The organism is Leptolyngbya sp. FACHB-321, from assembly GCF_014695975.1.
Lineage (GTDB): Bacteria > Cyanobacteriota > Cyanobacteriia > Leptolyngbyales > Leptolyngbyaceae > Stenomitos.
This window is the reverse complement of the sequence record NZ_JACJPI010000074.1, coordinates 197,000-220,256: the sequence shown is the minus strand read 5'-3', so window position 1 is coordinate 220,256 and position 23,257 is coordinate 197,000. Positions and strand designations below refer to the sequence as shown.

The following is a 23,257-nucleotide window of genomic DNA, read 5'->3' as shown; positions in this document are numbered from 1 at the left end:
GTAGCGCTTTGCCCGCGACGGTAGAGAGCTTTGAATTTATTTGACCACTGACAATACTTTTAGCCTTTAGCTTTCTACCCGCGCCCATCCATACAATATAGTGATGGCACTATTAATGGCGAAACTGAAATGACTGCAACTATTACCGACATTACTGTAACGACGATCGACGGCAAAGAAAAGCCCTTGGCAGATTACGCAGGCAGCGTATTGCTGATTGTCAATGTGGCATCTCGCTGTGGCTTCACACCGCAATACACGGGGCTAGAGCAGCTTTACCGCCAATATCACGCGCAAGGGTTAGAAGTCCTGGCGTTTCCGTCTAATGACTATGGTGGGCAAGAACCGGGCACCAACGAAGAAATTGTGCAGTTTTGCTCCACCAAGTACGATGTGACGTTTCCGCTGTTTGACAAGGTTCATGCCAAAGGGGGGCAGCAGCACCCCCTCTATGCTCGCCTTACGACAGTAGACTCTGCTGGCGATGTCGCCTGGAACTTTGAAAAGTTTCTGGTGAATAAGCAAGGTGAAGTCGTAGCGCGGTTTAAGAGTGCAGTTAAGCCGGATGCGCCTGAGTTGATCAGCGCGATCGAACGGGAGTTAGAAAAATAGCCATCAGTTGAACAAGCATTTGAAGCTGCCACGTCTAGCACTCTTAAAGCTGACGGCTGATAGCAGATGGCTGACCACTGCTCAAACCTTGCCGACCAGCGCATCCAACTCTGCACACAGAGAACGCGGCGCATAACCTAAGCGAATGGCTTTGGTGCTATCTAAGGATAAATCGGGAGGGCGTTTAGCTGCCATGGGTACATCCTGCTGGCGGCACGCGATGATACTTTCTGTTGGCAGTGCGAGGATAGCTGCCATCAAACAGCCAAACTCGTAGCGCGACACGCGTTCTCTGCCGCCAAGGTGCAGCCGACCCTCTGTCAGCTTAAGAGCAAGCAGCAAGCCTTTCGCGGCGGTTGTCCCGCTGGTCGGTGTACGAAATTCGTCCGTAAACAATTTAAGGTCTTGACCCGATCGCAATGCCTGGATAAATGGCTGTATAAAGCTGCTAGCAGTTGGTGGCACAGCGCCAAACATTAATGGCATTCGACAAACGGCAGTTCTGGGGTAGCGCTCAAGCATTTCTACCTCTGCAAGAGCTTTTTGCTCGCCATAGCGGTTAATAGGCGAAACGCGATCGTCCTCTAAGTACGGTGCCTGCAACCCATCAAACACCATCTCGCTGGAGGCAAACGCACAAGGCACGTCGCGATCAGCGCAGAGCGCAGCGATCTCCACAGCAGCAGTGACATTTAACCGATAGGAAGCGTCGGGTTCAGCCTCGCAACGGTTGGGACTGGACTCTGCCGCTAGATGAACAACAGCATCAGGCTGCACCGTTTGAAAGAGTTGTTTTAGTGCCTGAAAGTCAGTCAGGTCGATCGGCAACATCGTTGTGCCAGGAATGGCAATCGCGTTTGAAAAAGAAGTCCCGTAAACATCCCAATCAACCGCAGCAATCTGACAAAGGTTCCAACCGAGAAACCCGCTGGCTCCAGTAACAAGAAGTTTTTGCATACATACTTATGCCAGTGTAGAAAGCGCAGTGTGAGTGCACTCACCGCCAGTGGATGCCCTTATCCTAAAGCAAAGAGAGTCTAGACTGATACAGATTCAGCCTTACTTAGACAACGGTTTTTTGAAGGATACAGCAACGATGCAAGACTGGTGGCAGGCAACCTTTCCAAAGGGACGGCAAACAGTAACAATTCAGGATGCCAGCGATCGCTCTGTTGCCATTGCCTATGGCGAAAAAGGAACCGGCAAGCCACTCGTCTTTGTCCATGGGGTTGCTAGCTGGAGCTATTGCTGGCACGCCAATATTGCAACGCTGGCGCAGCACTTTCGGGTGATTTGTTTTGATGCGAAAGGCAGCGGTTTTTCCGACAAGCCGCTGCAACCAGAGCAGGCAAACCACAAAGTAGTAGAGCTAGAGCGCATCCTTCAGGCACTGTGTGACGAACCTGCCGTGATTGTTGCCGAATCGCTAGGAGCACTGGTCGCGCTTGCCACAGTACAGTCTCAGCCAACGCTGTGCGATCGCCTGGTGCTGCTTAATGTCCCGATTTTTCCGAAAGAATTACCCAACTGGGGCATGCGTCTCCTCGCAGAGGTACCACTGGGCTTTGTAGAGTTAGCAGACCAGTTGCGTCTCACAAAGTTACTTGATCCGGTAATTCGCCAGGTTGTCTATGCCCTGCGCGAGGAAGTCATTGCCGATCCAGCTCATGCCACGATCGAGGACGTTTACTGGAGTACGTATCCGCAGATCGAGTTCCCTGGTACGCTGACTAAACTAGCAGTAGAATTCCAGCTTGCCGCTCGCGAAATTAAGCGGCTAGAACAGGGGCAACCAAACCTCATTCGTTCTGTGCAAGAAAAGCTGTCGCAAGTGACCTGCCCGACGCTGATTTTGTGGGCAGACCAGGATCGCTGGTTTCCGGTTAGCGATGGTGAGCAATTGCGCGATCGCCTGCCCCATGCCACACTCCAAATCATTCCCAACTGTGGGCACTATGCTGCGGGCGGGCAACCTGAGTTTGTCAACGCTGCCATTCTCTCCTTTCTGCACAGCGAATCTGACTCACCTGGGTTAAAGCGGTAGACAACAAACGAGCGAATGATAACCCTTCGTGCTAGAGCTGCAACGCAGGCAACGGACTTCAGCCAGCGACATGAGAGCCATGCCAGGAAACGCTTGCTAATCAGGTAATGTTTGCCTGTCGCCAATTAACTTATAGAAGTATATGTGTTCACTTCAAACGCTCTTGATGTAACAGCGCGTTCCTGAGCCACCTGTTGTACTGGGTCCTCCATTGTCAGGCGGCTCATAATTGTCTAGACTTTGAGTCATATTTTGCGGCACCGCTGTTAGAGAAAAGACCGCTACAGAGTCAACAGAACGCTGAGTTGTAGACGAGTAAGGGGTAGCCGCAGCGACAGGAACAGTATGATCAGGAAACGCTAACCAGCCAAGTGCGATCGTCGTGCCAAGTACAGCGGTTATCACACCTGTGGGCAGGATCATCCAGTGCTTCAGTCGGTACAAGGTTCTCATAAAAACGAGCAGTTTTGCCGCTGTGTTATGGCAGTAACTTAAACATGAAGCCGTCCGCCAAGGCTTGATTCATTTAACCAGTGTGCTGTCCACTAAAGTTGCTAAAAGTGGAAGAATCTAAAAACAGTGCCACTCATAAGTCTAGAAAGGATCGAGCTTGACGAACGTAAGATGCACTCCCTTAACTGCAACTGATCGATCCCCAGCTTTTAAGTGATGCTGTACGATCGCGCTACTGGTAATATATCTAGTCAGCGTTGCTTCTTTAAGACAGTAGTTACTAGTATTTCTAACAGTTCCTCCTATCAACTTCACCTACTCTTGCAACAAATATTCCTAATTATGTAGACCGGCAGAGGTAGTAACGTTGTTTACTGCATTCATATCAGTAGTTACTCTAGACACGGATGTATCCGTCGATCGAGTACTTGACTCTCACCGATCCCTCTGCTACGTTCAGATAAGCATCAAGTCAAGTTTTCAGCGACGCAGGCAAATGAGCAGCAAAACCTTTTTCTTTTACGTTTGGTATCCATCGGTTCACCTGGAGTGACAACCGTTCGAGCCGAACGTGTCCAGGTGAACCGCAGAGTCAGCTCTGCGGTTTTTTAGTTTTAAGGTGTCACCAGAATCAGGTTTGTTATCGAGCGAAGAGAGCGGAAACAATGGCAGCGCTAATGAGTTGGTTTTACGGCTTTTACTTTTGGACCAGGCACTGTTCCGGGTAAAGTCTGTTGCGCCTTCGTTCGTACAGCCCGGAACCCAGAGGTTCCGGGCTTTTTGTTTGCACAAGTGCAAATCCCACCCGTCAAAATACACAGCTAAGGAGTAAGTTCATGTTGGATGCCCGGTTAGTCACGAAGTCTCATCCCGACCATCGCACCGTTATTCAGTTGTCTGAACAAGTAGCGATCGGTGGCAGCAATGTCATCATCATTGGCGGTCCCTGTACGGTGGAGAGTGCCGAGCAGATGGAGCAAGTTGCCAGTCAGCTCTCAGTGGCTCCTATTCACGCCCTGCGGGGAGGTGTGTACAAACCACGTACCTCCCCGTATTCGTTTCAGGGGATGGGCGTGGATGGGCTGCGAATCCTGGCAGAGGCACGATCGCGCTACGGTATGCCTGTGGTGACTGAGGTAATGTCGATCGCCCAAATTGCTCCTGTTGTTGCCTATGCCGATATGCTGCAAATTGGCAGCCGCAATATGCAAAACTTCGAGTTGTTAAAGGCGCTGGGGCAGGCAGGCAAGCCGATCCTGCTGAAGCGGGGACTCTCAGCAACCATTGAAGAATTTGTGATGGCAGCGGAATATATCATGGCGCATGGCAACCCCAATGTAGTGCTGTGCGAACGTGGCATTCGTAGCTTCGACACCTACACTCGTAATGTGCTGGATTTAGGTGCAGTGGTTGCACTCCGTCAGTTAACTCATTTGCCCGTCATCGTAGATCCCAGCCATGCCGCCGGTAAGCGTGAATTGATCGCTGATCTGGCACGAGCCGCTGTTGCTTGCGGAGCTGATGGTCTCATTATTGAATGTCATCCTGAGCCTGATCAGTCTGTCTCAGATGCACGTCAGGCGCTTTCGTTAAAAGCAATGGTGTCTCTTGTGCAGAGCTTGGAGCCGGTCGCGCGGGCGATCGGGCGCACGTTGAGCAAAGACAGCGTTGTAGACTCAAAGCAATTGGTGATGGCTTAATTTGGAATGCGGCGATCGTGTCTTCAGCAAGCAAAATCATTTGGTTTTTATACCGTTTGTTTGATGACCGCAAGCACGATCGCATCGTTCGTCATTACCGACACTGCTCACTAATACCGCTACTTGCTACCATTTGCTTTAACCCGAGCCTATAGGGGCGAAGAGCCAAAAAGGTGTAGGGTAAGAACAAAACTTTATCGCTTTTATTCTGTATGTATTCCTTCCCCGAACCACCATACGTACTGTTAGTAGCTGGGCTGTTTTTTAGCCTGGTTTCTGGAGCTGCCTTCGAATCCATTTTGAAAAAAGCTGTACAAGATTGGTCTAAAAATCGATCGACCCGTACGTTAGCAACCCTGCAAGGCTTTCAGCTCTTTTTACCCTTTGTGGGCATTGCTTTAGGCATTTGTTTGTTTTTGTCGTCTGGGATGGAAGTCTTTGGTTTCACCACTCAACTGTCTTACGCGATCGCCCTACCGCTTACTATTCTCATTGGCTGGCTCATCTGGTCACAACTGGGCAAGATCTTGATGCAGCTAGAGCAGGGTGGATCGCAAGCATTAGACCTTGACTCCTGGGGGTAAAGCTTCAAAAACCGAGAGTGTCAAAAAACAGGAACCTTGCGTGAGACCCGTAGCTACTAGCCAGAGGCTCCTGTTTCTCACTTTTCCTCATCATCACTAAAAAAAGCCTCCTGACTGACGGGTTCAGGAGGCTTTATTTATTGTTTTAATGCCGCGGTAAAACTAATGAACGAAAAATAGCCGAATTCTATGCTTGTCGTGAGTAGTACTCAACCACCAGCAGTTCGTTGATTTGGAGGGCGACCCACTCACGATCAATAACGCTATTTACCTTACCAACGAGCTTGTTTTTGTCAAACTCTAGATGGCTCGGTAGATTCGCCAAACCAGGGTATTGCAGGTTCGTTTCGACGATTTTGCGCGAACGGTCTTGATCTTTCACACCAATGACTTCGCCAGGACGACATTGGTAGCTAGGAATATCAACAACACGACCGTTAACGGTAACATGCCCGTGGTTCACCAGTTGACGCGCACCAGGGATAGTCGGAGCCATGCCTAGGCGAAAAATGGTGTTATCCAGACGCATTTCCAGCAGTTGCAGCAAAGTTTGCCCTGTGGAACCAGCGGCTCGACGCGCTTTTCGCACGTAGCGCAACAGTTGTCGTTCGGTAATCCCGTAGTTGAAGCGGAGCTTTTGTTTTTCTTCCAACCGAACCGCATACTCAGAACGCTTTTTGCGGTTTTGACCATGCTGACCAGGTGGGTATGCACGTCTGGGTGCTTTGCGAGTCAACCCAGGCAGATCTCCCAGCCGACGCACAATCCGCAGTCGTGGACCTCGATATCGCGACATCTAACTTCCTCTAAATTCGTCTAAAAGTTTTAGCAAGAACATCTAGTATATGCTCTGACGATTCCAACTTTAAAGAAAAATGTTGCGTTTTTTTGAGCGTTACCTAACAATTAAGCAGATTTTTGGGTTTTAGACGACTTGATACGATCGAGCAAAAGCTGTGAAACTTCGGTCGCAAAGAGGGTTACAAGTACTGCATCATCAATTTCACCAAGAAACGGGATGAAGTCTGGCAAAAAATCGAGCGGGCTGAGGACATAGATTGCCGTAGCAGCCATAATCCACCAGCGGTATTTAGGGTTGGCGATGAGCTGACGATACCAGTTGTAAACAGAGTGGAGTGGGAAAGACATGAGCTAAGCCTCGCGATTACAGCTTTAATCATCGCAAGCTTGACGCGGCTATTAGCGCTTCTTTGCTAGGGATAACCGAAGCGCTTTTGGGGTAGGAAGTACGACAGAGTACGTTCTGTAATCGTCAGACTGTTGAGACTATGCCTTGCCAATAGCAGCAGCCATCGATCGCTGCCACAATAGGTCTAAGCAAAGACACTGCAAGGATTTGGGATGGCGACTCATACTGACGCACGTTGGCAATTCTGGATCGATCGGGGCGGCACGTTTACCGATATTGTGGCGCGCCGACCAGACGGTAGCCTGACAGTACACAAACTGCTGTCCGAAAACCCCGAACGCTATCGCGATGCGTCCATGCAGGGCATTCGAGACATCCTGGGGATCGCTAGCGATGCGCCGCTTCCGACTGAGCAGATTGCCGCGATCAAGATGGGCACAACCGTTGCTACTAATGCCTTGTTAGAACGGAAGGGCGATCGTGTCGTGCTTGTCATCACCAAGGGCTTTCGTGATGCCTTGCGGATTGGCTACCAGAACCGTCCCAAAATTTTTGCGCGGCACATTGTTCTGCCCGAAATGCTGTACGAACGAGTGATTGAAGTTGAAGAACGCTACAGCGCTCAAGGTGAAGCGTTGGTGCCGCTTGATGAAACTGCTGAAGCACACCTTACTACTTCTTTAACAGAGGCATATATAGACGGCATTCGAGCCTGCGCGATCGTTTTTGTGCACGGCTACCGCTACCCCAACCATGAACAGAAAGCTGCCGCGATCTCACGAGCGATCGGTTTCACCCAGGTTTCTGTTTCCCATGAGGTCAGCCCCTTAATGAAGCTTATCAGCCGGGGGGATACCACTGTTGTTGATGCCTACCTATCTCCCATTTTGCGACGCTATGTAGAGCAGGTGGGCGAGGAATTGGGAGGGAGTCGGGAATCGGGAGTCGGGAGTCGGAAGTCGGGAGCCGGGAGGAAAGCAGGGGGAACAGAGGGCGCAGGAGACATAGAGACAAAGAGTGCAGAACTCAAAACTCAAAACTCTACTTCCATTCTCCACTCCCCACTCCCCACTCCCCAACTCCTATTCATGCAGTCCAATGGGGGCTTAACAGATGCTCGATCGTTTCAGGGCAAGGACAGCATCTTGTCAGGTCCCGCTGGCGGCATTGTGGGAGCGGTGCAAACGAGCAAACTTGCTGGGCTGGAGAAAATCATCAGCTTTGATATGGGTGGCACGTCTACTGATGTGGCTCACTACGCGGGCGAATATGAGCGGGAATTTGAAACCGAAGTAGCAGGTGTGCGGCTGCGGGCACCGATGATGGCAATTCATACTGTAGCCGCAGGTGGCGGGTCGCTGTTGCACTTTGATGGGTCACGCTATCGGGTGGGACCAGAGTCGGCAGGGGCGAATCCGGGTCCTGCCTGCTACCGCAAAGGAGGCGCACTAACGGTAACGGACTGCAACGTGATGTTAGGCAATCTCCAGCCAGAGTTTTTCCCAAAAGTGTTTGGGGCGGCTGGTGATTTACCACTTGATAGCGCCGTGGTACAGCAGAAATTTAGCGACCTGGCAGCAACCATTCAGTCTGCAACAGGTAACGTGAAGAAGCCTGAACAGGTGGCTCAGGGCTTTTTGGCGATCGCCGTCGAAAAAATGGCAAGCGCCATCAAAAAAATCTCTGTCCAGCGTGGCTATGACGTGAGTGAGTACACCCTCTGCTGTTTTGGTGGAGCCGGAGGACAACACGCCTGCGCGATCGCAGACACTTTGGGGATGAAGCAGGTCTTTTTGCACCCGTTTGCGGGCGTTTTATCAGCTTATGGCATGGGCTTGGCAGATGTGCGCGTCATGCGCGAACGGGCGATCGAAGCACCTTTAAACCAAACGTTACTACCAGAGCTTGAACGTACCCTTGCAACTCTCATAGCAGACGCAAAAGCCGAACTGCTCCAGCAGGGCATTCTGGAAGCGCAGATGCACGTGCTACCCAAAGCTCATTTACGCTATCAAGGCACGGACTCGGCGCTGATCGTCAATTTTGGTGATGGCAACGCGATGACTGCCACTTTTGAACACGCACATCGCCAGCGCTACGGCTTTATTGCTGAAAACAAGGCGTTGATTGTCGAAGCCATATCTGTAGAGGCGATCGGCACAACTAATACGATCGACGAACCCATCATTACCGAAACTCGCACGACACCGCTAGAGCCGATCGCCGTCGTTCAAACCTATAGTGTCAATGCCTGGCAGGCAACTCCTGTGTTTCAGCGCGAACACTTGCTTCCGGGCGATCGCATCCCTGGTCCTGCACTTATCATCGAGCCCACAGGCACCAATGTCATTACACCCGGATGGCAGGCGGAGCTAACAGAGCGAAAGCATCTGATTTTACAGAAGTTAGAAGTCAGGAGCCAGGAGTCAGGAGTAGAGGTGCAGGGGGCGCTAGGGGAGCGGAGGGAGACCGAAAATGTAGAACTCAAAACTTCTAACTCAAAACTTTTAACTCAAAACGCTCTCTCTTCACCCCACTCCTCACTCCCCACTCCCCATTCCCCCGATCCCGTCCTGCTCGAAATCTTTAACCATCTGTTCATGGCGATCGCTGAGCAGATGGGCTTCACGCTGCAAAACACCAGCTATTCCGTCAACATCAAAGAGCGCCTCGACTTCTCCTGCGCCGTGTTTGATCAGCATGGACAGTTGGTTGCCAATGCGCCTCATATTCCAGTGCATCTTGGCTCTATGAGCGAAAGCGTCCAATCGCTTATCACTACCCACGGCAGCACGCTAAAGCCAGGAGATGTCTATGTCCTCAACAACCCCTATAACGGGGGGACGCACTTGCCCGACATAACGGTGATTACGCCAGTGTTTGAGAGGGGAGAGGAGACAGAAGGCAGGAGGCAGGAGGCAGAAGCAGGGGAGCAGGGGAATAGAGAGCTTAAAACCCAAAACTCAAAACTTTCTAGCAAAGCGGCACAACGCGCTACTCAAAACTCTCCCCCTACATACCACTCCCCACTCCCTGCACCGCTTTTCTACGTCGCATCGCGTGGACATCACGCTGATATTGGTGGTATTTCGCCAGGATCGATGCCGCCCAACAGTACGTCGATCGTGCAAGAAGGCATCCTGATCGACAATTTTCAACTGGTGGATCAGGGACAGTTCCGAGAGTCAGAGTTGCTGTCATTGTTGACGGAGGGCAATTACCCGGTACGCAATCCGGCGCAAAATGTAGCGGATTTGCAAGCGCAGATTGCGGCTAACGAACGTGGTGTGCAGGAACTCCATAAAATGGTGCAGCACTATGGCTTAGAGACGGTGCAGGCTTATATGCGGCACGTTCAGGATAATGCTGAAGAGTCGGTGCGCCGCGTCATTGATGTGTTGACGGATGGCAGCTTTACTTACGTGATGGATGATGGCAGTCAAATTGCGGTCACGGTGATGATCGATCGTCCTACTCGCAGCACCACGATCGACTTCACAGGCACTTCACCCCAGCAGCCCAACAACTTTAACGCTCCGGTTGCTGTCTGCAAAGCGGCTGTACTCTATGTGTTTCGCAGTCTGGTCGATGACGATATTCCGCTCAATGCAGGCTGTCTCAAACCCCTAAACATCATCATTCCTAACGGCTGTATGCTCAATCCTCGCTATCCAGCGGCAGTCGTGGCGGGTAATGTAGAAACCTCGCAAGTTGTCACCGATGCACTGTATGGAGCATTGAACGTCATGGCAGCGTCACAGGGGACAATGAACAACTTCACCTTTGGTAATCAGCGTTACCAATATTACGAAACGATCTGCGGTGGTTCGGGTGCAGGGGCAACGTTTGACGGCACGGATGCAGTTCAGACGCATATGACCAACTCTCGCCTCACCGATCCAGAAGTGTTGGAATGGCGCTTTCCGGTTCAGTTGGAAGACTTTGTGATCCGTTCCGGTAGCGGTGGAGCCGGTTCGTATCAAGGTGGAAATGGCGTGATTCGCCGCATCCGCTTTCGTGAGGTGATGACCGCCGCTATTCTGTCTGGGCATCGTCTGGTAGCACCATTTGGTTTAGCAGGTGGAGCCGCTGGAGCGGTGGGACGCAACTGGGTGGAAAGAGCCGATGGCACGATCGAACCTTTAGGCAGCAAAGCAGAAGTCATTATGCAACCCGGCGATACCTTTGTAATTGAAACCCCTGGCGGAGGCGGTTATGGGTCGCCCTTGCTTGAGTGAAAATGCTGACACAGTTGCCCTGACAATGTCTTTACTAAGATCAAAGATCGATTGTTTGTTTGAATTAGTACTGTCTGTGTAATACTATAAGTGTATGTGTACTATCAACTTTTAGACTGTGTCATAAAGTTGACTGACGAACGCGTTTTTAGAGGTGATACGGTGACGCAAGCAAACATTCAAGGTAAGGCAGAGTCACAAACAGCCACACGGCAGGCTGCCAAAGAACCATTTTTGCCAGTCGTGCGAGAGTTAGCGCGGGCGTTTCAAGCGTTTAGTGCTTACGATGAAGAGCATATCCGGCAACTGGGCTTAACGGCACCGCAGTTTGATGTGATCAGCACGCTGGGCAACACGCCTGGAATGACAATGGGGCAACTGGCTGAAAAAACGCTGGTCACAAAAGGCACGTTAACCGGCATTATCGATCGCCTAGAGCGCAAAGGCTTGGTGCGTCGTGAAGTACCACCAGAAAACCGCCGCTGCTTCATGATTGTGCTAACGAGTGAAGGCGATCGCACGTTTGAGGAAACCTTTCCGGCTCACATGGCTCACCTTAAAGAACGCTTTAGCAAGTTAAGCGAACAAGAGCTAGAAGACATCCGTCTGTCTCTTAAAAAGCTGCGAGAGGTGTTCTAGAGCATCACGGTCAAACGCCAACGGTACGATGGCTTGTCAGGTATCCAGCCATACCATCCATTTCTTTCATTTACCCGTAACGGGGTGCGATCGCTTGCATAACTGACTCAACATACTACACTTGTATTACGACCATCTATAGTATTAGGAGTCCCGTCATGCATACACTGACCCGCACCGCCACAACTGACATGGAAGTCACCAGCATTCGACTGGAGCGGGAGTTAAAAGAAAAACTCAAAGAGCTTTCTGGCAACCAGGGCTATCAGGCACTCATACGCGACGTACTCTGGCAGTATGTGCAGCAAAAGTCGGGAACCTATTCGCCTCAAGCGCTCCCTACCATTCGCGCTACCGTCGCAGCGATCGCTCAGCAAGAAGAACGATGTGTCCTTACAGGTAATTTGATCCAGCCAAATGAATCAATGTTTTTGGGGCTGACCACTACGGGGGGCATGGTACCCCTCAGCACCAACAGTTTGGCTTCGGACCGCACGTAAGCATGAGAACTGATCAAATTTGGCAAAACCGCACGGTGGCGGAACGTTTTTTGACGGGCGTACGGGGCGCAATTCCCTTCGCTACAGAGCAGATCGATATTGCCCTACGTGTGCTGGATCAGTTGGAACTGCCCATGCGTCGGGTTGCTGACTTGGGCTGTGGTGATGGGGCGATCGCCTATGCGATTCTGACCCATTACCCAGAGGCACACGTCACGGCGATCGACTTTTCGCCACCAATGCTAGAGCAGGCAACGCAGCGGCTGCAACCTTTTGGCAAACGGGTAGACGTTGTACAGGCAGACCTTTACACACCAGACTGGCAAAACGGTCTAGAGCCATTCGATGCGGTGCTGTCGGGTTACTGTATTCACCACTTGCCGAACGATCGCAAACAGGCACTCTATCGCGAGATCTTTCACCTGTTGCGATCGAGTGGTGGCTTCCTCCAGATCGAACATGTTGCCTCTGCGACACCCTGGGTTGAAGCGTTGTTTAACGACACGCTGGTAGAGGCAATCTATCAATGGCATCAAGCGCAAGGCGACCCGCGATCGCGGGAAGAAATTGGGCAAACGTTTGTCTACCGTAAGGACAAAAAGGCAAACATTCTGGTGCCTGTTGACGTGCAGTGCGAGTGGCTACGGGCGATCGGCTTCCAGCAAGTAGACTGTTTCTTTAAGTTTTTTGAACTAGCAGTCTTTGGTGGCATCCGTTAACCTGAACGTTGTCATTCCAGTTCTCAATATCAACTCGCTTGCCGAGGAGGGTGTTGAGTTAAGGCTCCGATGACTAGATTTCATTGTCTCTCTGGTGTGTTGCGGTGAGAGCAGGCGATCGCACGTCCATTAGCGGCGATCACTTAGGCAAAACTCATCGTGGCAAAACTCATCGTTTAGAATGCTGAACTTTGGAATGCGGTCAGTACAATGCTAGTGATGCCGTTAAGCGCTACCTTTGGGTCGGCGCTCGGCAACCAGTCAGCCAACCCCAGTTTTCTGAAGTTGGCAACCTAGATTAACCATTGTGGGTGAGTGCGCTAAGTAGGGGGTGTAAGGCACACTCTTTGAAGAGGGCGTTTAGGGACGACTGGGATGACAACCTCAATGGTATTGACTGAAACGATGGTATTGGCTGAAGTAATCGCAACCGATTGGCGATCGCGCTTAGAGACAGACATCCCAGGTCATAGCGCTGCGACTCGTGAGAGCATTGTACGCTGGCTAATGGGCGAGAATCTAGCGCGGTTTGACGACCTCACGCCCACAGCACGGCACATTGCAGAGCAGGCAATGGACTACCGCTATCGGATTTTGCGGCAGCGCTATCTCGATTTTGGACCCGAACGCGCGTACAAAAGTCTGATTCAACGGTTGAGCAGCCTGTTTCTCATTCGAAACAAAATTCGCACTTGGATTGCGCTCTCGCGCGATCGTCAGCGCACTGTCGTTGATGTGCTGCAAGAAATAATCCAAGAACTGCTGCAAACCGACTCATATATGCAGCAGCAAATTCTCTGGATCTCCAAATGTACGACCGATGCGCGGTTGCGCAATGCTCTGTTGCTGGCAAGCACTGAGGAATACTGCCTGCGTCCCATCCGCAATCAACCACTGTTGTCGTACCGCTTTGTCAACTACCTGCGTCGATCGCAGCGAGGTGGCATGACCCAGGTGCCCGCGCAAGAGTTCATCCGTTTGGTTTCCGAAGAAATCTCACCTGATGATGCTGAAGGTTCCGTCAGCCTGCTCGACTCGCAAGCTGTTTCTCAATATCAGGATGCCCAAGCCGTACAAGAGCAACAGGAATTACGCGCCGCTGTTTCCCAAAACTTTGAGGCGTACCTGAGCGAGAAGCTGGGTGATACTGCGGCGGCATGGTTGCGGCTCTATCTACAAGGACGATCGCAAGAAGCGATCGCCGAAGCGCTAGATATGCCTGTGCGCCAAGTCTACCGTCTACGTGAAAAGATCAACTACCATGCTGTACGCGTCTTCGCCTCTAAAACAGAACAAGAGCTTGTTGTCGCCTGGTTAGGCAATGCGCCGGAGTCGGGTCGCTAGTATGCTAGAGCAACGGGTTTATCAGTAAAAGGTGTTTTTTCCAGTAACTCTATAGACCTCTTGCTAGTCAGCGATCGGTGTAACTGCCAGCCTGCAAACGTGAGCCTATGAGTCTGAGCCTGTACGCCTGGGCTTACAAATCTAAGCAGTCTCTTAGCTGTAAAATGCGACAGAATAAGAAGGAAGGGTAATTTACAGCCTGTAGCTACATAAAATACGCCGTCTCAACTTTAAAGACAGCCAGGACGGGAAGCGTTTCCACGGTTGACCACCGCTGTTTAAACGAGTCCGTTTGGGCGATCGATGATGCATGAACATCGGCTCAGCATTTGCAATAGGCTAAGTTTTAGACATCACTTCATAGACTTGAATCAGGGTGAACCGGAGCAACTAGGCGATCATGCTTGGCATCTATGCTCATTGGCTCTACGTCTGCGATTTCACACATTACCAGCAGCACAAACAGGCTCAGATCACTCTTATGGTGTCTTCACAGGGCGACCAAATTGAAGCACAGACAGCAGCTATGAAGGACTTTGTGGCTTCAGCAAAGCCTAAAGTAGATTGGACAACTCAGGTCGATGCCGAACAAGTATTTCGTCTGGTTGACAGCATCCTTCCCTTTGAGGCGTGTCTTTACCACCAACTACTGCCGCTCTCGCTAGAAGGCAGCCGTCTCAAGCTGGGCATGGTTAACTTGGACGATGCCGCAGCGCTAGATTATGTCCGCCGCATTTTGGCGTATATGAACTGTTCGCTCGCGCCGCAAACGCTTTCGACCGATGTGCATCATGCCGTGCTTTCTGCCTATCTAAGCTACACGGGCAGTCAAAAACAGCCGAGCAGACCCAAAGGTATTACACGCGCGATCGCTCAACATACCGGGCAACGGCTCACTCAGGACGCAACCAAAAAGGGCGCACCGAGAGCAAGCGACACGACGTTAGCCCCAACGCCTCCCGTTCAGGATCAAAACTCTCACCCAACGTTGCTGGTCGATAGCCCGGAAGACCTCAATGCCCTGGTTAGAGAATCTGTGGCTTCGCCGCCTCTAGTCTTACCGGCTTTGGATCGTACAGAGGTATCGGTGCAACCGCCAGCAACCATCCTGGAACCCGCCCCTGAGATTGCCCCAGATGAGCGACCAGAGGCTCTGCCCAATGATGATAAGCGCCTGCACGAAACCCTGATCCTGTCAGACGATCGCCCGCTTGCTAACCCACTGCCAGCCATACCAAGCGTTGGTGATGCGTTGCCGTTGCTGGCAGTCGAGCCAAAGCATCTTTCAGAACCCGTCACTGCTCTAGCAGCTTTACCACCCTCAGAACTGCTGGTAGAACTCTTGGGTCGGCTGCTTGTGGGTGGCATTGGGCGACTCTATTTTGAACGACAGTCCCAGCATGGGCGTATCCTTTGGAGCCAGGATGGAGTTTTGCAGTCGGTATTGGAAGCGCTGCCCCTGGATGTGATCCAGGGCGTTGTGAACGAGCTAAAGCTACTAACGCATCTGCCGTTGCTGCCAGTCCAAAAGCCCAAACAGGTTGAAATTGAACGGCTTTATCAAAAACAACGCTTACTCCTGCGGCTCCGTGTCATGCCAGGAACGCATGGAGAAGAAGCAACCGTACAAGTGTTACGAGGCGCAGCACTTAAGTTTTACCAGCAGCAACAGCTCGCTAGCCTGAGCCGCGATGCTCTCACGATCGCTCAGAACCTTCAGCACAAAGTGACTGAAATTCGCGCACGCACGCGCTTTTATCCTGCACTTGACTCCGAGCAACTGAGCGTTCTACCCGCACTGGGTCAAATTATCAAAAACGTTGAGCAACAGCTTGACGCACTGAAGGCGCTTTATGCTGCCCAAGCAGAAGCAGAGAAAAACAAGTGAATTGAGCTAACTAAGACCATTGAGGCACTTACCAGCGATCGCCTGCTAGATCTCTACGTCCCTAAGCGCCATGTACGAAACCAGAGGATGAGACTGAAACCTCAGTGTGTCGATCGCGCGCTTTTGACATTACCTGACAGGGAGCTTTGCTCCTTCAGCTTGTAGCGGTAGCTGTACTGACCATAAACATTCACCAGGTATGGCATAGCGTACGTTGCAAGGACAGAGAGCCAGCGTTCCTGGTTCATTTCTCCTCGCACCAGTGCGCCGCCGTGATTAATCACAAAGAGCAGAGAGCCAACAAAAACAGCCGTCTTGAAACCTGTAACCACAAACTCTGCGTCAAACAGACTGGCAATATAGCCTCTCACTAATTGCATTAATGAATGCACTCCAAACGTCGTTACACAAATTTGCCTCGAGCTACCAAAATGACACGACCGCCAACCGAAACTTGTATCTGGGCTGCCGTTTTTGTGGCTTTGAGTAGTAGAAGCGATGGTCTACCAATTTCGTAGCCCTGTTCAACGCGAAGATCAATCGACGGCTGACCTAAATAAGAGTGTTGCACTAAGTACCCTGCCAAACAGCCATTCGCGCTACCAGTTGCCGGGTCTTCAGGAATGCCTAGCGAGTCAGCAAAGACGCGCACGCTTAGATGATTGTCAGGGCTGTAAGTTTCTGGGCAAAAGACCAGTATTTCTTTTGCTTGCGTATGTTCAATGAAAGCAAAGTAACGGTCTTTGTTTATCCTGGCTTGCTTCAATGCCTGATGGGTTTTAAGCGGCACAATGATAAAAGGAACGCCTGTTGAAACTGCTTGAATAGGGAAGCGAGTATCAATATCGGTCAAGGCAAGATTAAGGATAGGCGCGATCGTCTCTGCTGCAAACACATCAGCAAAAACAGGCGATCGCTGCTCCATCCACAGCACATCAGCCAGCTCATTTTTGTAAAGGATGCTGACAGGAATTTGACCAACTTTAAGGTTGAGTGCGATCGTCTCAACAGGCTTCTGAACAATTTCTTGCTGCAAGATGAACGCGGTTCCCAAAGTTGGATGTCCAGCAAAGGGCAACTCTTGATTAGGTGTAAAAATCCGCACATCATACCCATTCGATCGCAGCTCGGACGACAAAATAAACGTTGTTTCTGAATAGTTCATCTCCTTAGCAAGCTGTTGCATTTCTACCGCAGACAACGCTTCGGCACCCGTAAAAACCGCTAGCTGGTTTCCGGCATACTTCGTTTCGGCAAACACATCAACGATGTAAAAGGATAAACACGACATGACTTTACAGATTCGCTAGTATTTGTGTGCAAATTACAGACTTTTTAGACGCAGGTTCGATCTACTTATTTGTAGTAACCAAAGTAATTGCTGGCAGATTTACACTTGCAAACACAGGCTTTTATGCCATTCTTGCTGACAAGTTTCTCTAGATCGAAACACCTTTTCCTAATAAGGAAACGTCAAGTCACCTGTTTTTCAGAGAAAAATCACGCCGAGGTGATGTTTTGAATCACGTTTTTCCTCTTGAAGAAGTTTCATATTAATACCTATGTTTACAAAAGGGATGCCCCCGATATGCAACTTCTATCTCACACACAAGAAACACAATCCGTTGATGCTCTTCGTCATGAATCTACGGCTTCAAGACCTGCATATAAACCACAAATGGCAATGATCTGGATCACTGAGTCAATTGGCGATCGCACCCGTCTTTTTGCGCGCTGGACGACACAAGACTAAAGGCACTAACTTTACCCACTGCAATCGGAGAATCCCCTAAGCAATTACAGCTCAGGGGATTTTTTATTGGCTAGCTTTTTCAACAATCTTGCCGATTTTCTTACCGCCACCCGAAGGAAGGAGTAGACGTTGACTGGTGAGCAAAATGGTTAGACTAATTGGTACGGGACTGCTTGCAATGGGTGTCGCGATCGTACTGGTTAATCCAATGCTGGTGCAGATGTGGGTGGCAGCGATCGTGCTGGGGCTATTGTCGCACTGGGTCGCTCAAAATTGACATTGCGTGCAGGAGAATGGATAGTTGAGAGCCGATTGCTGAAAGCTGACGGCAAGAGCTGACGGTTGAAAGCTGACGGCTAAAAGCTAAACGCCCCAAGATTCTTGTAAAATCACAGACGTGCCGTAATGAGAGGAACTAATGGCAGAGACACTTTTCTTTAATGCCCTGCGCGAAGCGATCGACGAAGAAATGGAGCGCGACCAGACCGTCATGGTGATGGGGGAAGACGTGGGGCATTACGGCGGTTCTTATAAAGTGACGAAGGATTTACACAAGAAGTACGGTGATCTGCGGTTGCTAGATACACCGATCGCCGAAAACAGCTTTACCGGAATGGCTGTCGGAGCCGCTATGACAGGCTTGCGTCCGATTATTGAAGGCATGAACATGGGGTTCTTGCTGCTGGCATTTAACCAGATTGCGAACAATGCTGGGATGCTGCGCTATACATCCGGCGGCAATTTCAAGATTCCAATGGTGATTCGCGGTCCCGGTGGTGTGGGTCGGCAGTTGGGCGCAGAGCATTCGCAGCGGTTAGAAACTTACTTTCAGGCAGTGCCAGGACTCAAAATTGTGGCGTGTTCCACTCCTTACAACGCTAAAGGGCTGCTGAAGTCTGCAATCCGTGACAACAATCCGGTGCTGTTTTTTGAACACGTCCTGCTGTATAACCTGAAAGAAGACTTGCCAGAGGAAGAGTATCTGTTGCCCTTAGACAAGGCGGAAGTGGTGCGATCGGGCAAAGATGTCACTATCATCACCTACTCTCGGATGCGGCATCATGTCATGCAGGCAGTCAAGACACTGGAAAAGGACGGCTACGATCCCGAAGTCATTGACCTGCTCTCACTGAAGCCGTTGGACTTTGACACGATCGGCGCATCCATTCGCAAAACCCATCGTGTGATCATTGTGGAAGAAGCCATGCGAACAGGCGGCATTGCGGCTGAAGTCATTGCATCCATTAACGATCGACTATTTGACGAACTGGATGCTCCCGTTTTGCGGCTCTCGTCTCAGGATATTCCCACACCATATAATGGCGGTCTAGAAAACCTGACGATCGTGCAGCCCCAGCAAATTGTTGAAGCGGTTCAAAAAATGGCTGCGCTCAAAGTTTAGTTGCGGCTATATAGCTTAAGTCAGCTTCTAGACTTAGCTTGTAGAGACCATCAAGGCTTAACCAAATCACACTTAAATTAGTTTCACTTCCGGTTTGGGCACCCTCAAGACAAAGAGTTGGTCAAGGACTAAGGAGTACTATGCATAAAGTGAATTCAAGTACCGCATATGTTTTGTGGTTCTTATGGCTCTTTGGGCTTGGCGGTGCTCAGAGACTCTACACCGGACACATTGGTAGTGGCTTGATCTATCTCTTTACGTGGGGTCTGTTTGGTTTTGGTCAAGTAATTGATTTGGCACTGATCCCTGGCATGGTTGAGAAGCGTAATGCCTCTCTGCGGGGGCTGTACAGCGGAACCTCGACCCCTAAACACTCCATCACGTTGAACATTGGTGACATTCCCCTATTTGAACCGTTACAAGCCGCACAGCCATCCTCTTCATCCTCAGTCAGCCCAATGCACAAATTGCTGAAAGCCGCTAAGGCAAATGGTGGGCAGTTGTCGCTAGCGCAAGCCGCTATGCATACTGAGTTAGCACCAGACCAGGTCAAAGAGTTGCTTCAGGAGGCAGTAAGGGTTGGCTACGCTGAGATTACTAACGATTCAAATACTGGAGCGATCCGTTATTACTTCGATGTGTAACGCTTGCCGCTCGCATAATTCTGTTTTCTGATGACATAGCAGTCAAAGAGAACGTTAGGACAGACATAAACTTTGAAACGTCCTTTTAGTAAGGGCCTCTATTCATCCTTTTGCTATATCTACAAAACTAGCCGTAAAAAAAGCCTCTCCGAAGAGAGGCAGTTGGTGTGAGCTTTTGAGACTTTGTAGTTAGCCGACTGCAAGCGCTCCAGCTAATGCCGAAGCACCAGCCGAGACAAGCGCGGTCGCAAACAACCACCAGGAAGCACTGGCAGCCGCTTTTTGGGTTTCCTTCACCTGTTTCTGCGCTTGATATTTAACTTCGTCCAAGCGTCGTTGTGCCTCACCTTGCAGACGTTCTGCCCGACGCAAGACGCTAGAACGTGCATCTTCGACCTGATCAATCACACGGTTTACCTGCTCTTCGGAAATGTCTTCACGAGAGCTAAGTACAGCTACCAGTGTGTCACGGTTGAAGCTGCCGAGTCGATCGCGCATCGCTTCAAAGCCAGCCTGAGGATCGTAGAACATCGTACGGACATCGCGCTTGATGCCATCGTAGTTAAGTTCAGGGCGATCAAGAGCGTTCAAGTAATCTCGAATGCGTGCCATGATGCCGTCGATGACAGACTGGAGACGGTTCTGGATCTTTTGAATTTGAGCCGTCACCTGTTCACGCACCGCTAGCACCTGATCGACCACTCGCTCGGCTTCCGCTTCGGTCATGTCTTTGCGTTGTGACAACAGCGCTACAACGGTTGCACGATCGACATGAGACAGGCGCTCGCCCAAGTTGCTGGCTCCAGCACGGGGATCATTGAACAGCAATTGCAGGTCGCGTTTGATACCCTCAGGATTGAGTTCTTCCTTGTTTGTATTGAGCAAGTAGCCTTCCACATTGGTCTGGAAGTCCTGTACACGCCGTTTAGTACGCGATGCCAAGCGACGAGGCGAGCGAACGATACGACGAATTGCTTCCTGCACCTGGTCAATGTACTGGTTGACTTGCGCTTCGGTGAGATCGCCGCGCTGACTGAGTAGTTGCACCAGTGTTTCGCGATCGACCTGAGAAAGACGTTGCCGTAGGGCAACTGTGCCTTGCTTCGGATCATCCAGCAGCGTTTTCAAGTCTCGCTGAATGCCATCAGGGTCAAGCTCCGACAGATTAGTGCGGCGCAGGTAGTCAGCGATCGCTGTGCTTACCTGGTCATACTGATCCTTCGCCTTGGTTGCCACAATTTGCGGTGCATGCATGACGCTGTAGCGTACCTCGTCAAGCTGCCCGACAATGCGATTGGCTTCCTCTGGCGTGATGTCCTGCCGCTGAGCAAGGAGTTGTACGAGGGTGTCCCGATCGATGTGGCGGAGGCGTTCACGCAACGCAGATGAGCCTGCCTGCGGATCATCCAGCAACAGCCGGAAATCACGTTTGATGCCTTCAGGGCTGAGTTCTGCCTTATTGGTATTCCGTAAGTATGTTTCGACTCGATCGCGGACTGCCAGCGCCTCTCCTTTCACTCGCTCTTGTGTTTCACGGGCTGACGACAGCACATTATCGCGAGTGCTTTCAAGCTGGCTAACAATGCGCTCAGCTTCTTCTGGTGTCATATCCTGCCGTTGGGCAAGCACTGATACTAGCGTATTGCGATCGAATTGGCTCAAACGGCTTTGCAGGGCATCAAACCCAGCCTCACGATCGTCGAGCAACAACCGGAAATCACGCTCAATGCCTTGAGGATTGAGTTCATCCTTACCGGTCGAGCGCAGGTAGTTTTCTACACGACTCCGCGTATCGCTCGCTTGCTCCTGAGCCGCTGCCGCCCGTACCGTACTCAAGACTGACAGACGAATAGCTTCAAGCTGCTCCGCGATTTCTGCCACTCTGGATGGTGTCAGGTCGCTGCGTTGCGTTAGCACCTCAACAAAGTAGGCACGATCCAACTCTTCCAGTTGTCGTTGCACCGTTACAGGATCAGCTTCGGGATCATAAATAGCATCCGTAAACTCAGTTTGCAGCGTTTCGCGGTTGAAGTGCCAGTAGTAGGTGTTCAACAGATAGTTTTCAACATCCGCTTTAATGGTGTTGAAAGACTGTCCTGGCACTTTCTGAGCCAGTTGCTTCGTCGTGTCGCTAACTTTGTCCTTCGCGGTTTGGAGCTGACCCAGAATTTTTTCTACGTTCAGATCAGACAAATCGCCGCGTCCCATGACTGTGCCCATCAGAGAGGTGAAGGCAAACTGGAGCGCTTGATTCATTGGACCGCTTCCCTGCTTGGGTGGTTGCCCAAGTTGCCCTGACTGCACCAGACTTCGTTGCGAGCGGACTTCTTCAGTCAAGCGATCGAGTTTGGCGTTCAGTTCACTTGAGTTGATGGCATCAGGCTGGGTAGAGCGAAGGTATTCCACCAACTCTGACGTAGAATCTCGCTTCTGAAATTGGTTGACAACAGCTTGCCAAACCGATTCGAGTTGACCGACAAGGCGCTCAACATCCCGCCGAGAAAGGTCAGTGCGGCTGCTCACTAGATTCATGAAAGTGCCGCGATCGATACTCCGCAGACGATCAGCAACTTCCAATGGGGAGCCAGTGCCCGCAAGCTCTTTCAACTCTGGATCGTTAACCAGCTTCTCAAATTCACCACGAATCTTGGACATATCCAGCCCCGCGGGACGCAAGTTGTCTAGATAGTCTTCGATCGAATCGCGCACGCTGGCTGGGTCAAGCCCTGAACCCAATTCTCGACGCACAGCAGCGGCAGCAGCTTCTGCGGTAGCGACAACCTGATTGTTGACAGCTTTTGCACCAAGCGCCGCTGTTGCCGTACCAAAGACTGCTTGAAACCCAGATACTGCAGTACTCACGACTGAACCAGCCAGAGAGCCGACGGTCATGGAACTAAACAAAACTAGTAAGACGAAATAAGCGCCCCAAATGACAACGCCAACGATCGCGCCTAAGCCAGCACTGTTAATTAAACTAAGCTTTACCGCCAACAGGCACGCCAAAAACAGCGCTACAGTCACCGTTAGCAGTGTCCATATGCCTACGGCTGTACCAATCTTCTTGACCGTGCCGCCCAGGCTACCTGACTCATGGCTATCAGAATCAGAATCGGACGATCGCCCAAGATACGAAATGCCTGCTGCAACCGAAAGATTTGTTAACAATAATTGAAACGCGAAGGCTAAAACCAAGCCTGCGATCAACGCAATAAAAAATTGTGGACCTGAAAAAACCAATGCTGCCTCTTCAGGCGTGTTGACGCCCCCATCCACAGGTACTTGCGCTACCCATAGCGGGAGGCGACTTAGCCCCAGTATCGTATCCAAATCATTCACCATACATATGTCCCCATGAAAGCTCAACTCAAGCAGCCTGTAGTGAATAGAGAGTTGATAAGCCTTTTGAGTGGAATCAGTTCTCTAGTTGTTGCCACAATGGCTGAGTCCGCGCTGTCTTTCATCTCTCTGGAGTGTGAAGCGATCGCTTTTGCAGGGATTAAATGGCTATAAAGGGGCGTTTTGCGGGTATTTAGAGCAGCTACTCCTTCTTCCAATCACTAGTTAGTGGATAAGACCACACGCCT

At 50.8% G+C, this 23,257-nt stretch carries 21 protein-coding genes; 14 read left to right on the top strand and 7 right to left on the bottom strand.

The genetic code is table 11. The features are described from left to right. The first annotated feature begins 129 nt into the window (after window positions 1–129). On the top strand, window positions 130–612 hold the full coding sequence (locus H6F76_RS21985; RefSeq protein WP_190511515.1) for a glutathione peroxidase: 483 nt from the start codon (window positions 130–132) through the stop codon (window positions 610–612). Between the two features lie 81 nt (window positions 613–693). On the opposite strand, the gene H6F76_RS21980 is transcribed toward H6F76_RS21985, so the two are convergent. Next, on the bottom strand, window positions 694–1,569 hold the full coding sequence (locus H6F76_RS21980) for an NAD(P)-dependent oxidoreductase (RefSeq protein ID WP_190448776.1): 876 nt from the start codon (window positions 1,567–1,569) through the stop codon (window positions 694–696). 139 nt (window positions 1,570–1,708) lie between these two features. Here H6F76_RS21980 and H6F76_RS21975 point away from each other — a divergent pair, with 139 nt between their 5' ends. Beyond that, complete coding sequence (locus H6F76_RS21975) at window positions 1,709–2,656, top strand: alpha/beta hydrolase (protein ID WP_190511513.1); 948 nt, start codon at window positions 1,709–1,711, stop codon at window positions 2,654–2,656. A gap of 153 nt (window positions 2,657–2,809) precedes the next feature. On the opposite strand, the gene H6F76_RS21970 is transcribed toward H6F76_RS21975, so the two are convergent. Beyond that, on the bottom strand, window positions 2,810–3,109 hold the full coding sequence (locus H6F76_RS21970) for a hypothetical protein (protein WP_190511511.1): 300 nt from the start codon (window positions 3,107–3,109) through the stop codon (window positions 2,810–2,812). A gap of 836 nt (window positions 3,110–3,945) precedes the next feature. On the opposite strand from H6F76_RS21970, the gene aroF reads away from it, so the two are divergent. Together aroF and H6F76_RS21960 are read left to right on the top strand one after the other, a co-directional pair. Further along, window positions 3,946–4,809: a 3-deoxy-7-phosphoheptulonate synthase gene (gene aroF, locus H6F76_RS21965; protein WP_190511509.1), complete on the top strand. Its 864-nt coding sequence runs from the start codon at window positions 3,946–3,948 to the stop codon at window positions 4,807–4,809. A gap of 212 nt (window positions 4,810–5,021) precedes the next feature. After that, a complete protein-coding gene (locus H6F76_RS21960) occupies window positions 5,022–5,393 on the top strand; it encodes a hypothetical protein (protein WP_190511508.1) in 372 nt (123 codons plus the stop codon). A gap of 187 nt (window positions 5,394–5,580) precedes the next feature. On the opposite strand, the gene rpsD is transcribed toward H6F76_RS21960, so the two are convergent. Beyond that, on the bottom strand, window positions 5,581–6,189 hold the full coding sequence (rpsD, locus tag H6F76_RS21955) for a 30S ribosomal protein S4 (protein WP_190448781.1): 609 nt from the start codon (window positions 6,187–6,189) through the stop codon (window positions 5,581–5,583). Window positions 6,190–6,299: 110 nt separating this feature from the next. Further along, window positions 6,300–6,542, bottom strand: coding sequence for a YkvA family protein (locus tag H6F76_RS21950; protein WP_190448782.1), 243 nt, complete (start codon window positions 6,540–6,542; stop codon window positions 6,300–6,302). A gap of 213 nt (window positions 6,543–6,755) precedes the next feature. On the opposite strand from H6F76_RS21950, the gene H6F76_RS21945 reads away from it, so the two are divergent. The 6 genes from H6F76_RS21945 (at window position 6,756) to H6F76_RS21920 (ending at window position 15,871) form a co-directional block, all read left to right on the top strand. Beyond that, window positions 6,756–10,781 (top strand): hydantoinase B/oxoprolinase family protein, encoded by a 4,026-nt coding sequence (locus H6F76_RS21945; RefSeq protein ID WP_190511507.1) that lies wholly within the window; start codon window positions 6,756–6,758, stop codon window positions 10,779–10,781. A 162-nt stretch (window positions 10,782–10,943) separates the two neighbouring features. Then, the gene (locus tag H6F76_RS21940) at window positions 10,944–11,420 is read left to right on the top strand and encodes a MarR family transcriptional regulator (protein WP_206756031.1); all 477 of its coding nucleotides are present in this window, start codon (window positions 10,944–10,946) and stop codon (window positions 11,418–11,420) included. 158 nt (window positions 11,421–11,578) lie between these two features. Continuing rightward, on the top strand, window positions 11,579–11,920 hold the full coding sequence (locus H6F76_RS21935) for a hypothetical protein (protein WP_190511506.1): 342 nt from the start codon (window positions 11,579–11,581) through the stop codon (window positions 11,918–11,920). A 2-nt stretch (window positions 11,921–11,922) separates the two neighbouring features. After that, a complete protein-coding gene (locus H6F76_RS21930) occupies window positions 11,923–12,639 on the top strand; it encodes a class I SAM-dependent methyltransferase (protein ID WP_190511505.1) in 717 nt (238 codons plus the stop codon). A 375-nt stretch (window positions 12,640–13,014) separates the two neighbouring features. After that, entirely contained in the window at window positions 13,015–13,983 is a 969-nt protein-coding gene (locus tag H6F76_RS21925) for a HetZ-related protein 2 (protein ID WP_199322279.1), read from the top strand. Between the two features lie 400 nt (window positions 13,984–14,383). Continuing rightward, the gene (locus H6F76_RS21920) at window positions 14,384–15,871 is read left to right on the top strand and encodes a hypothetical protein (RefSeq protein WP_190511504.1); all 1,488 of its coding nucleotides are present in this window, start codon (window positions 14,384–14,386) and stop codon (window positions 15,869–15,871) included. A gap of 101 nt (window positions 15,872–15,972) precedes the next feature. Here the strand turns inward: H6F76_RS21920 and nrtS are convergent, their stop codons facing one another. Then, complete coding sequence (gene nrtS / locus H6F76_RS21915; RefSeq protein WP_190511503.1) at window positions 15,973–16,251, bottom strand: nitrate/nitrite transporter NrtS; 279 nt, start codon at window positions 16,249–16,251, stop codon at window positions 15,973–15,975. Window positions 16,252–16,274: 23 nt separating this feature from the next. Further along, window positions 16,275–17,162 carry a PhzF family phenazine biosynthesis protein gene (locus H6F76_RS21910; RefSeq protein WP_190511501.1) on the bottom strand — a complete coding sequence of 296 codons (888 nt, stop codon included), beginning with the start codon at window positions 17,160–17,162 and terminating at the stop codon, window positions 16,275–16,277. Window positions 17,163–17,459: 297 nt separating this feature from the next. Here H6F76_RS21910 and H6F76_RS21905 point away from each other — a divergent pair, with 297 nt between their 5' ends. The 4 genes from H6F76_RS21905 to H6F76_RS21895 all read left to right on the top strand — a co-directional run bounded on the left by H6F76_RS21905 (window position 17,460) and on the right by H6F76_RS21895 (window position 19,670). Beyond that, window positions 17,460–17,624, top strand: coding sequence for a hypothetical protein (locus H6F76_RS21905; RefSeq protein ID WP_190511499.1), 165 nt, complete (start codon window positions 17,460–17,462; stop codon window positions 17,622–17,624). A gap of 145 nt (window positions 17,625–17,769) precedes the next feature. Continuing rightward, complete coding sequence (locus tag H6F76_RS31145) at window positions 17,770–17,901, top strand: hypothetical protein (RefSeq protein ID WP_277881264.1); 132 nt, start codon at window positions 17,770–17,772, stop codon at window positions 17,899–17,901. Between the two features lie 141 nt (window positions 17,902–18,042). Beyond that, the gene (locus tag H6F76_RS21900) at window positions 18,043–19,026 is read left to right on the top strand and encodes an alpha-ketoacid dehydrogenase subunit beta (protein WP_190511497.1); all 984 of its coding nucleotides are present in this window, start codon (window positions 18,043–18,045) and stop codon (window positions 19,024–19,026) included. 140 nt (window positions 19,027–19,166) lie between these two features. Beyond that, on the top strand, window positions 19,167–19,670 hold the full coding sequence (locus tag H6F76_RS21895; protein ID WP_190448790.1) for an NINE protein: 504 nt from the start codon (window positions 19,167–19,169) through the stop codon (window positions 19,668–19,670). Between the two features lie 189 nt (window positions 19,671–19,859). Here H6F76_RS21895 and H6F76_RS21890 read toward each other — a convergent pair whose 3' ends face one another. Then, window positions 19,860–23,012: an MFS transporter gene (locus H6F76_RS21890; RefSeq protein WP_190511495.1), complete on the bottom strand. Its 3,153-nt coding sequence runs from the start codon at window positions 23,010–23,012 to the stop codon at window positions 19,860–19,862. Between the last annotated feature and the right edge of the window lie 245 nt (window positions 23,013–23,257).

Coding starts and splice junctions, on each gene's coding strand:
- H6F76_RS21895 (WP_190448790.1), top strand. CDS start 19,167: ATGCATAAAGTGAATTCAAGTACCGCATATGTTTTGTGGTTCTTATGG.
- H6F76_RS21945 (WP_190511507.1), top strand. CDS start 6,756: ATGGCGACTCATACTGACGCACGTTGGCAATTCTGGATCGATCGGGGC.
- nrtS (WP_190511503.1), bottom strand. CDS start 16,251: ATGCAATTAGTGAGAGGCTATATTGCCAGTCTGTTTGACGCAGAGTTT.
- H6F76_RS21970 (WP_190511511.1), bottom strand. CDS start 3,109: ATGAGAACCTTGTACCGACTGAAGCACTGGATGATCCTGCCCACAGGT.
- rpsD (WP_190448781.1), bottom strand. CDS start 6,189: ATGTCGCGATATCGAGGTCCACGACTGCGGATTGTGCGTCGGCTGGGA.
- H6F76_RS31145 (WP_277881264.1), top strand. CDS start 17,770: ATGGTTAGACTAATTGGTACGGGACTGCTTGCAATGGGTGTCGCGATC.
- H6F76_RS21900 (WP_190511497.1), top strand. CDS start 18,043: ATGGCAGAGACACTTTTCTTTAATGCCCTGCGCGAAGCGATCGACGAA.
- H6F76_RS21950 (WP_190448782.1), bottom strand. CDS start 6,542: ATGTCTTTCCCACTCCACTCTGTTTACAACTGGTATCGTCAGCTCATC.
- H6F76_RS21920 (WP_190511504.1), top strand. CDS start 14,384: ATGCTTGGCATCTATGCTCATTGGCTCTACGTCTGCGATTTCACACAT.
- H6F76_RS21905 (WP_190511499.1), top strand. CDS start 17,460: ATGCAACTTCTATCTCACACACAAGAAACACAATCCGTTGATGCTCTT.
- aroF (WP_190511509.1), top strand. CDS start 3,946: ATGTTGGATGCCCGGTTAGTCACGAAGTCTCATCCCGACCATCGCACC.
- H6F76_RS21930 (WP_190511505.1), top strand. CDS start 11,923: ATGAGAACTGATCAAATTTGGCAAAACCGCACGGTGGCGGAACGTTTT.
- H6F76_RS21960 (WP_190511508.1), top strand. CDS start 5,022: ATGTATTCCTTCCCCGAACCACCATACGTACTGTTAGTAGCTGGGCTG.
- H6F76_RS21980 (WP_190448776.1), bottom strand. CDS start 1,569: ATGCAAAAACTTCTTGTTACTGGAGCCAGCGGGTTTCTCGGTTGGAAC.
- H6F76_RS21910 (WP_190511501.1), bottom strand. CDS start 17,162: ATGTCGTGTTTATCCTTTTACATCGTTGATGTGTTTGCCGAAACGAAG.
- H6F76_RS21935 (WP_190511506.1), top strand. CDS start 11,579: ATGCATACACTGACCCGCACCGCCACAACTGACATGGAAGTCACCAGC.
- H6F76_RS21925 (WP_199322279.1), top strand. CDS start 13,015: ATGACAACCTCAATGGTATTGACTGAAACGATGGTATTGGCTGAAGTA.
- H6F76_RS21890 (WP_190511495.1), bottom strand. CDS start 23,012: ATGGTGAATGATTTGGATACGATACTGGGGCTAAGTCGCCTCCCGCTA.
- H6F76_RS21985 (WP_190511515.1), top strand. CDS start 130: ATGACTGCAACTATTACCGACATTACTGTAACGACGATCGACGGCAAA.
- H6F76_RS21975 (WP_190511513.1), top strand. CDS start 1,709: ATGCAAGACTGGTGGCAGGCAACCTTTCCAAAGGGACGGCAAACAGTA.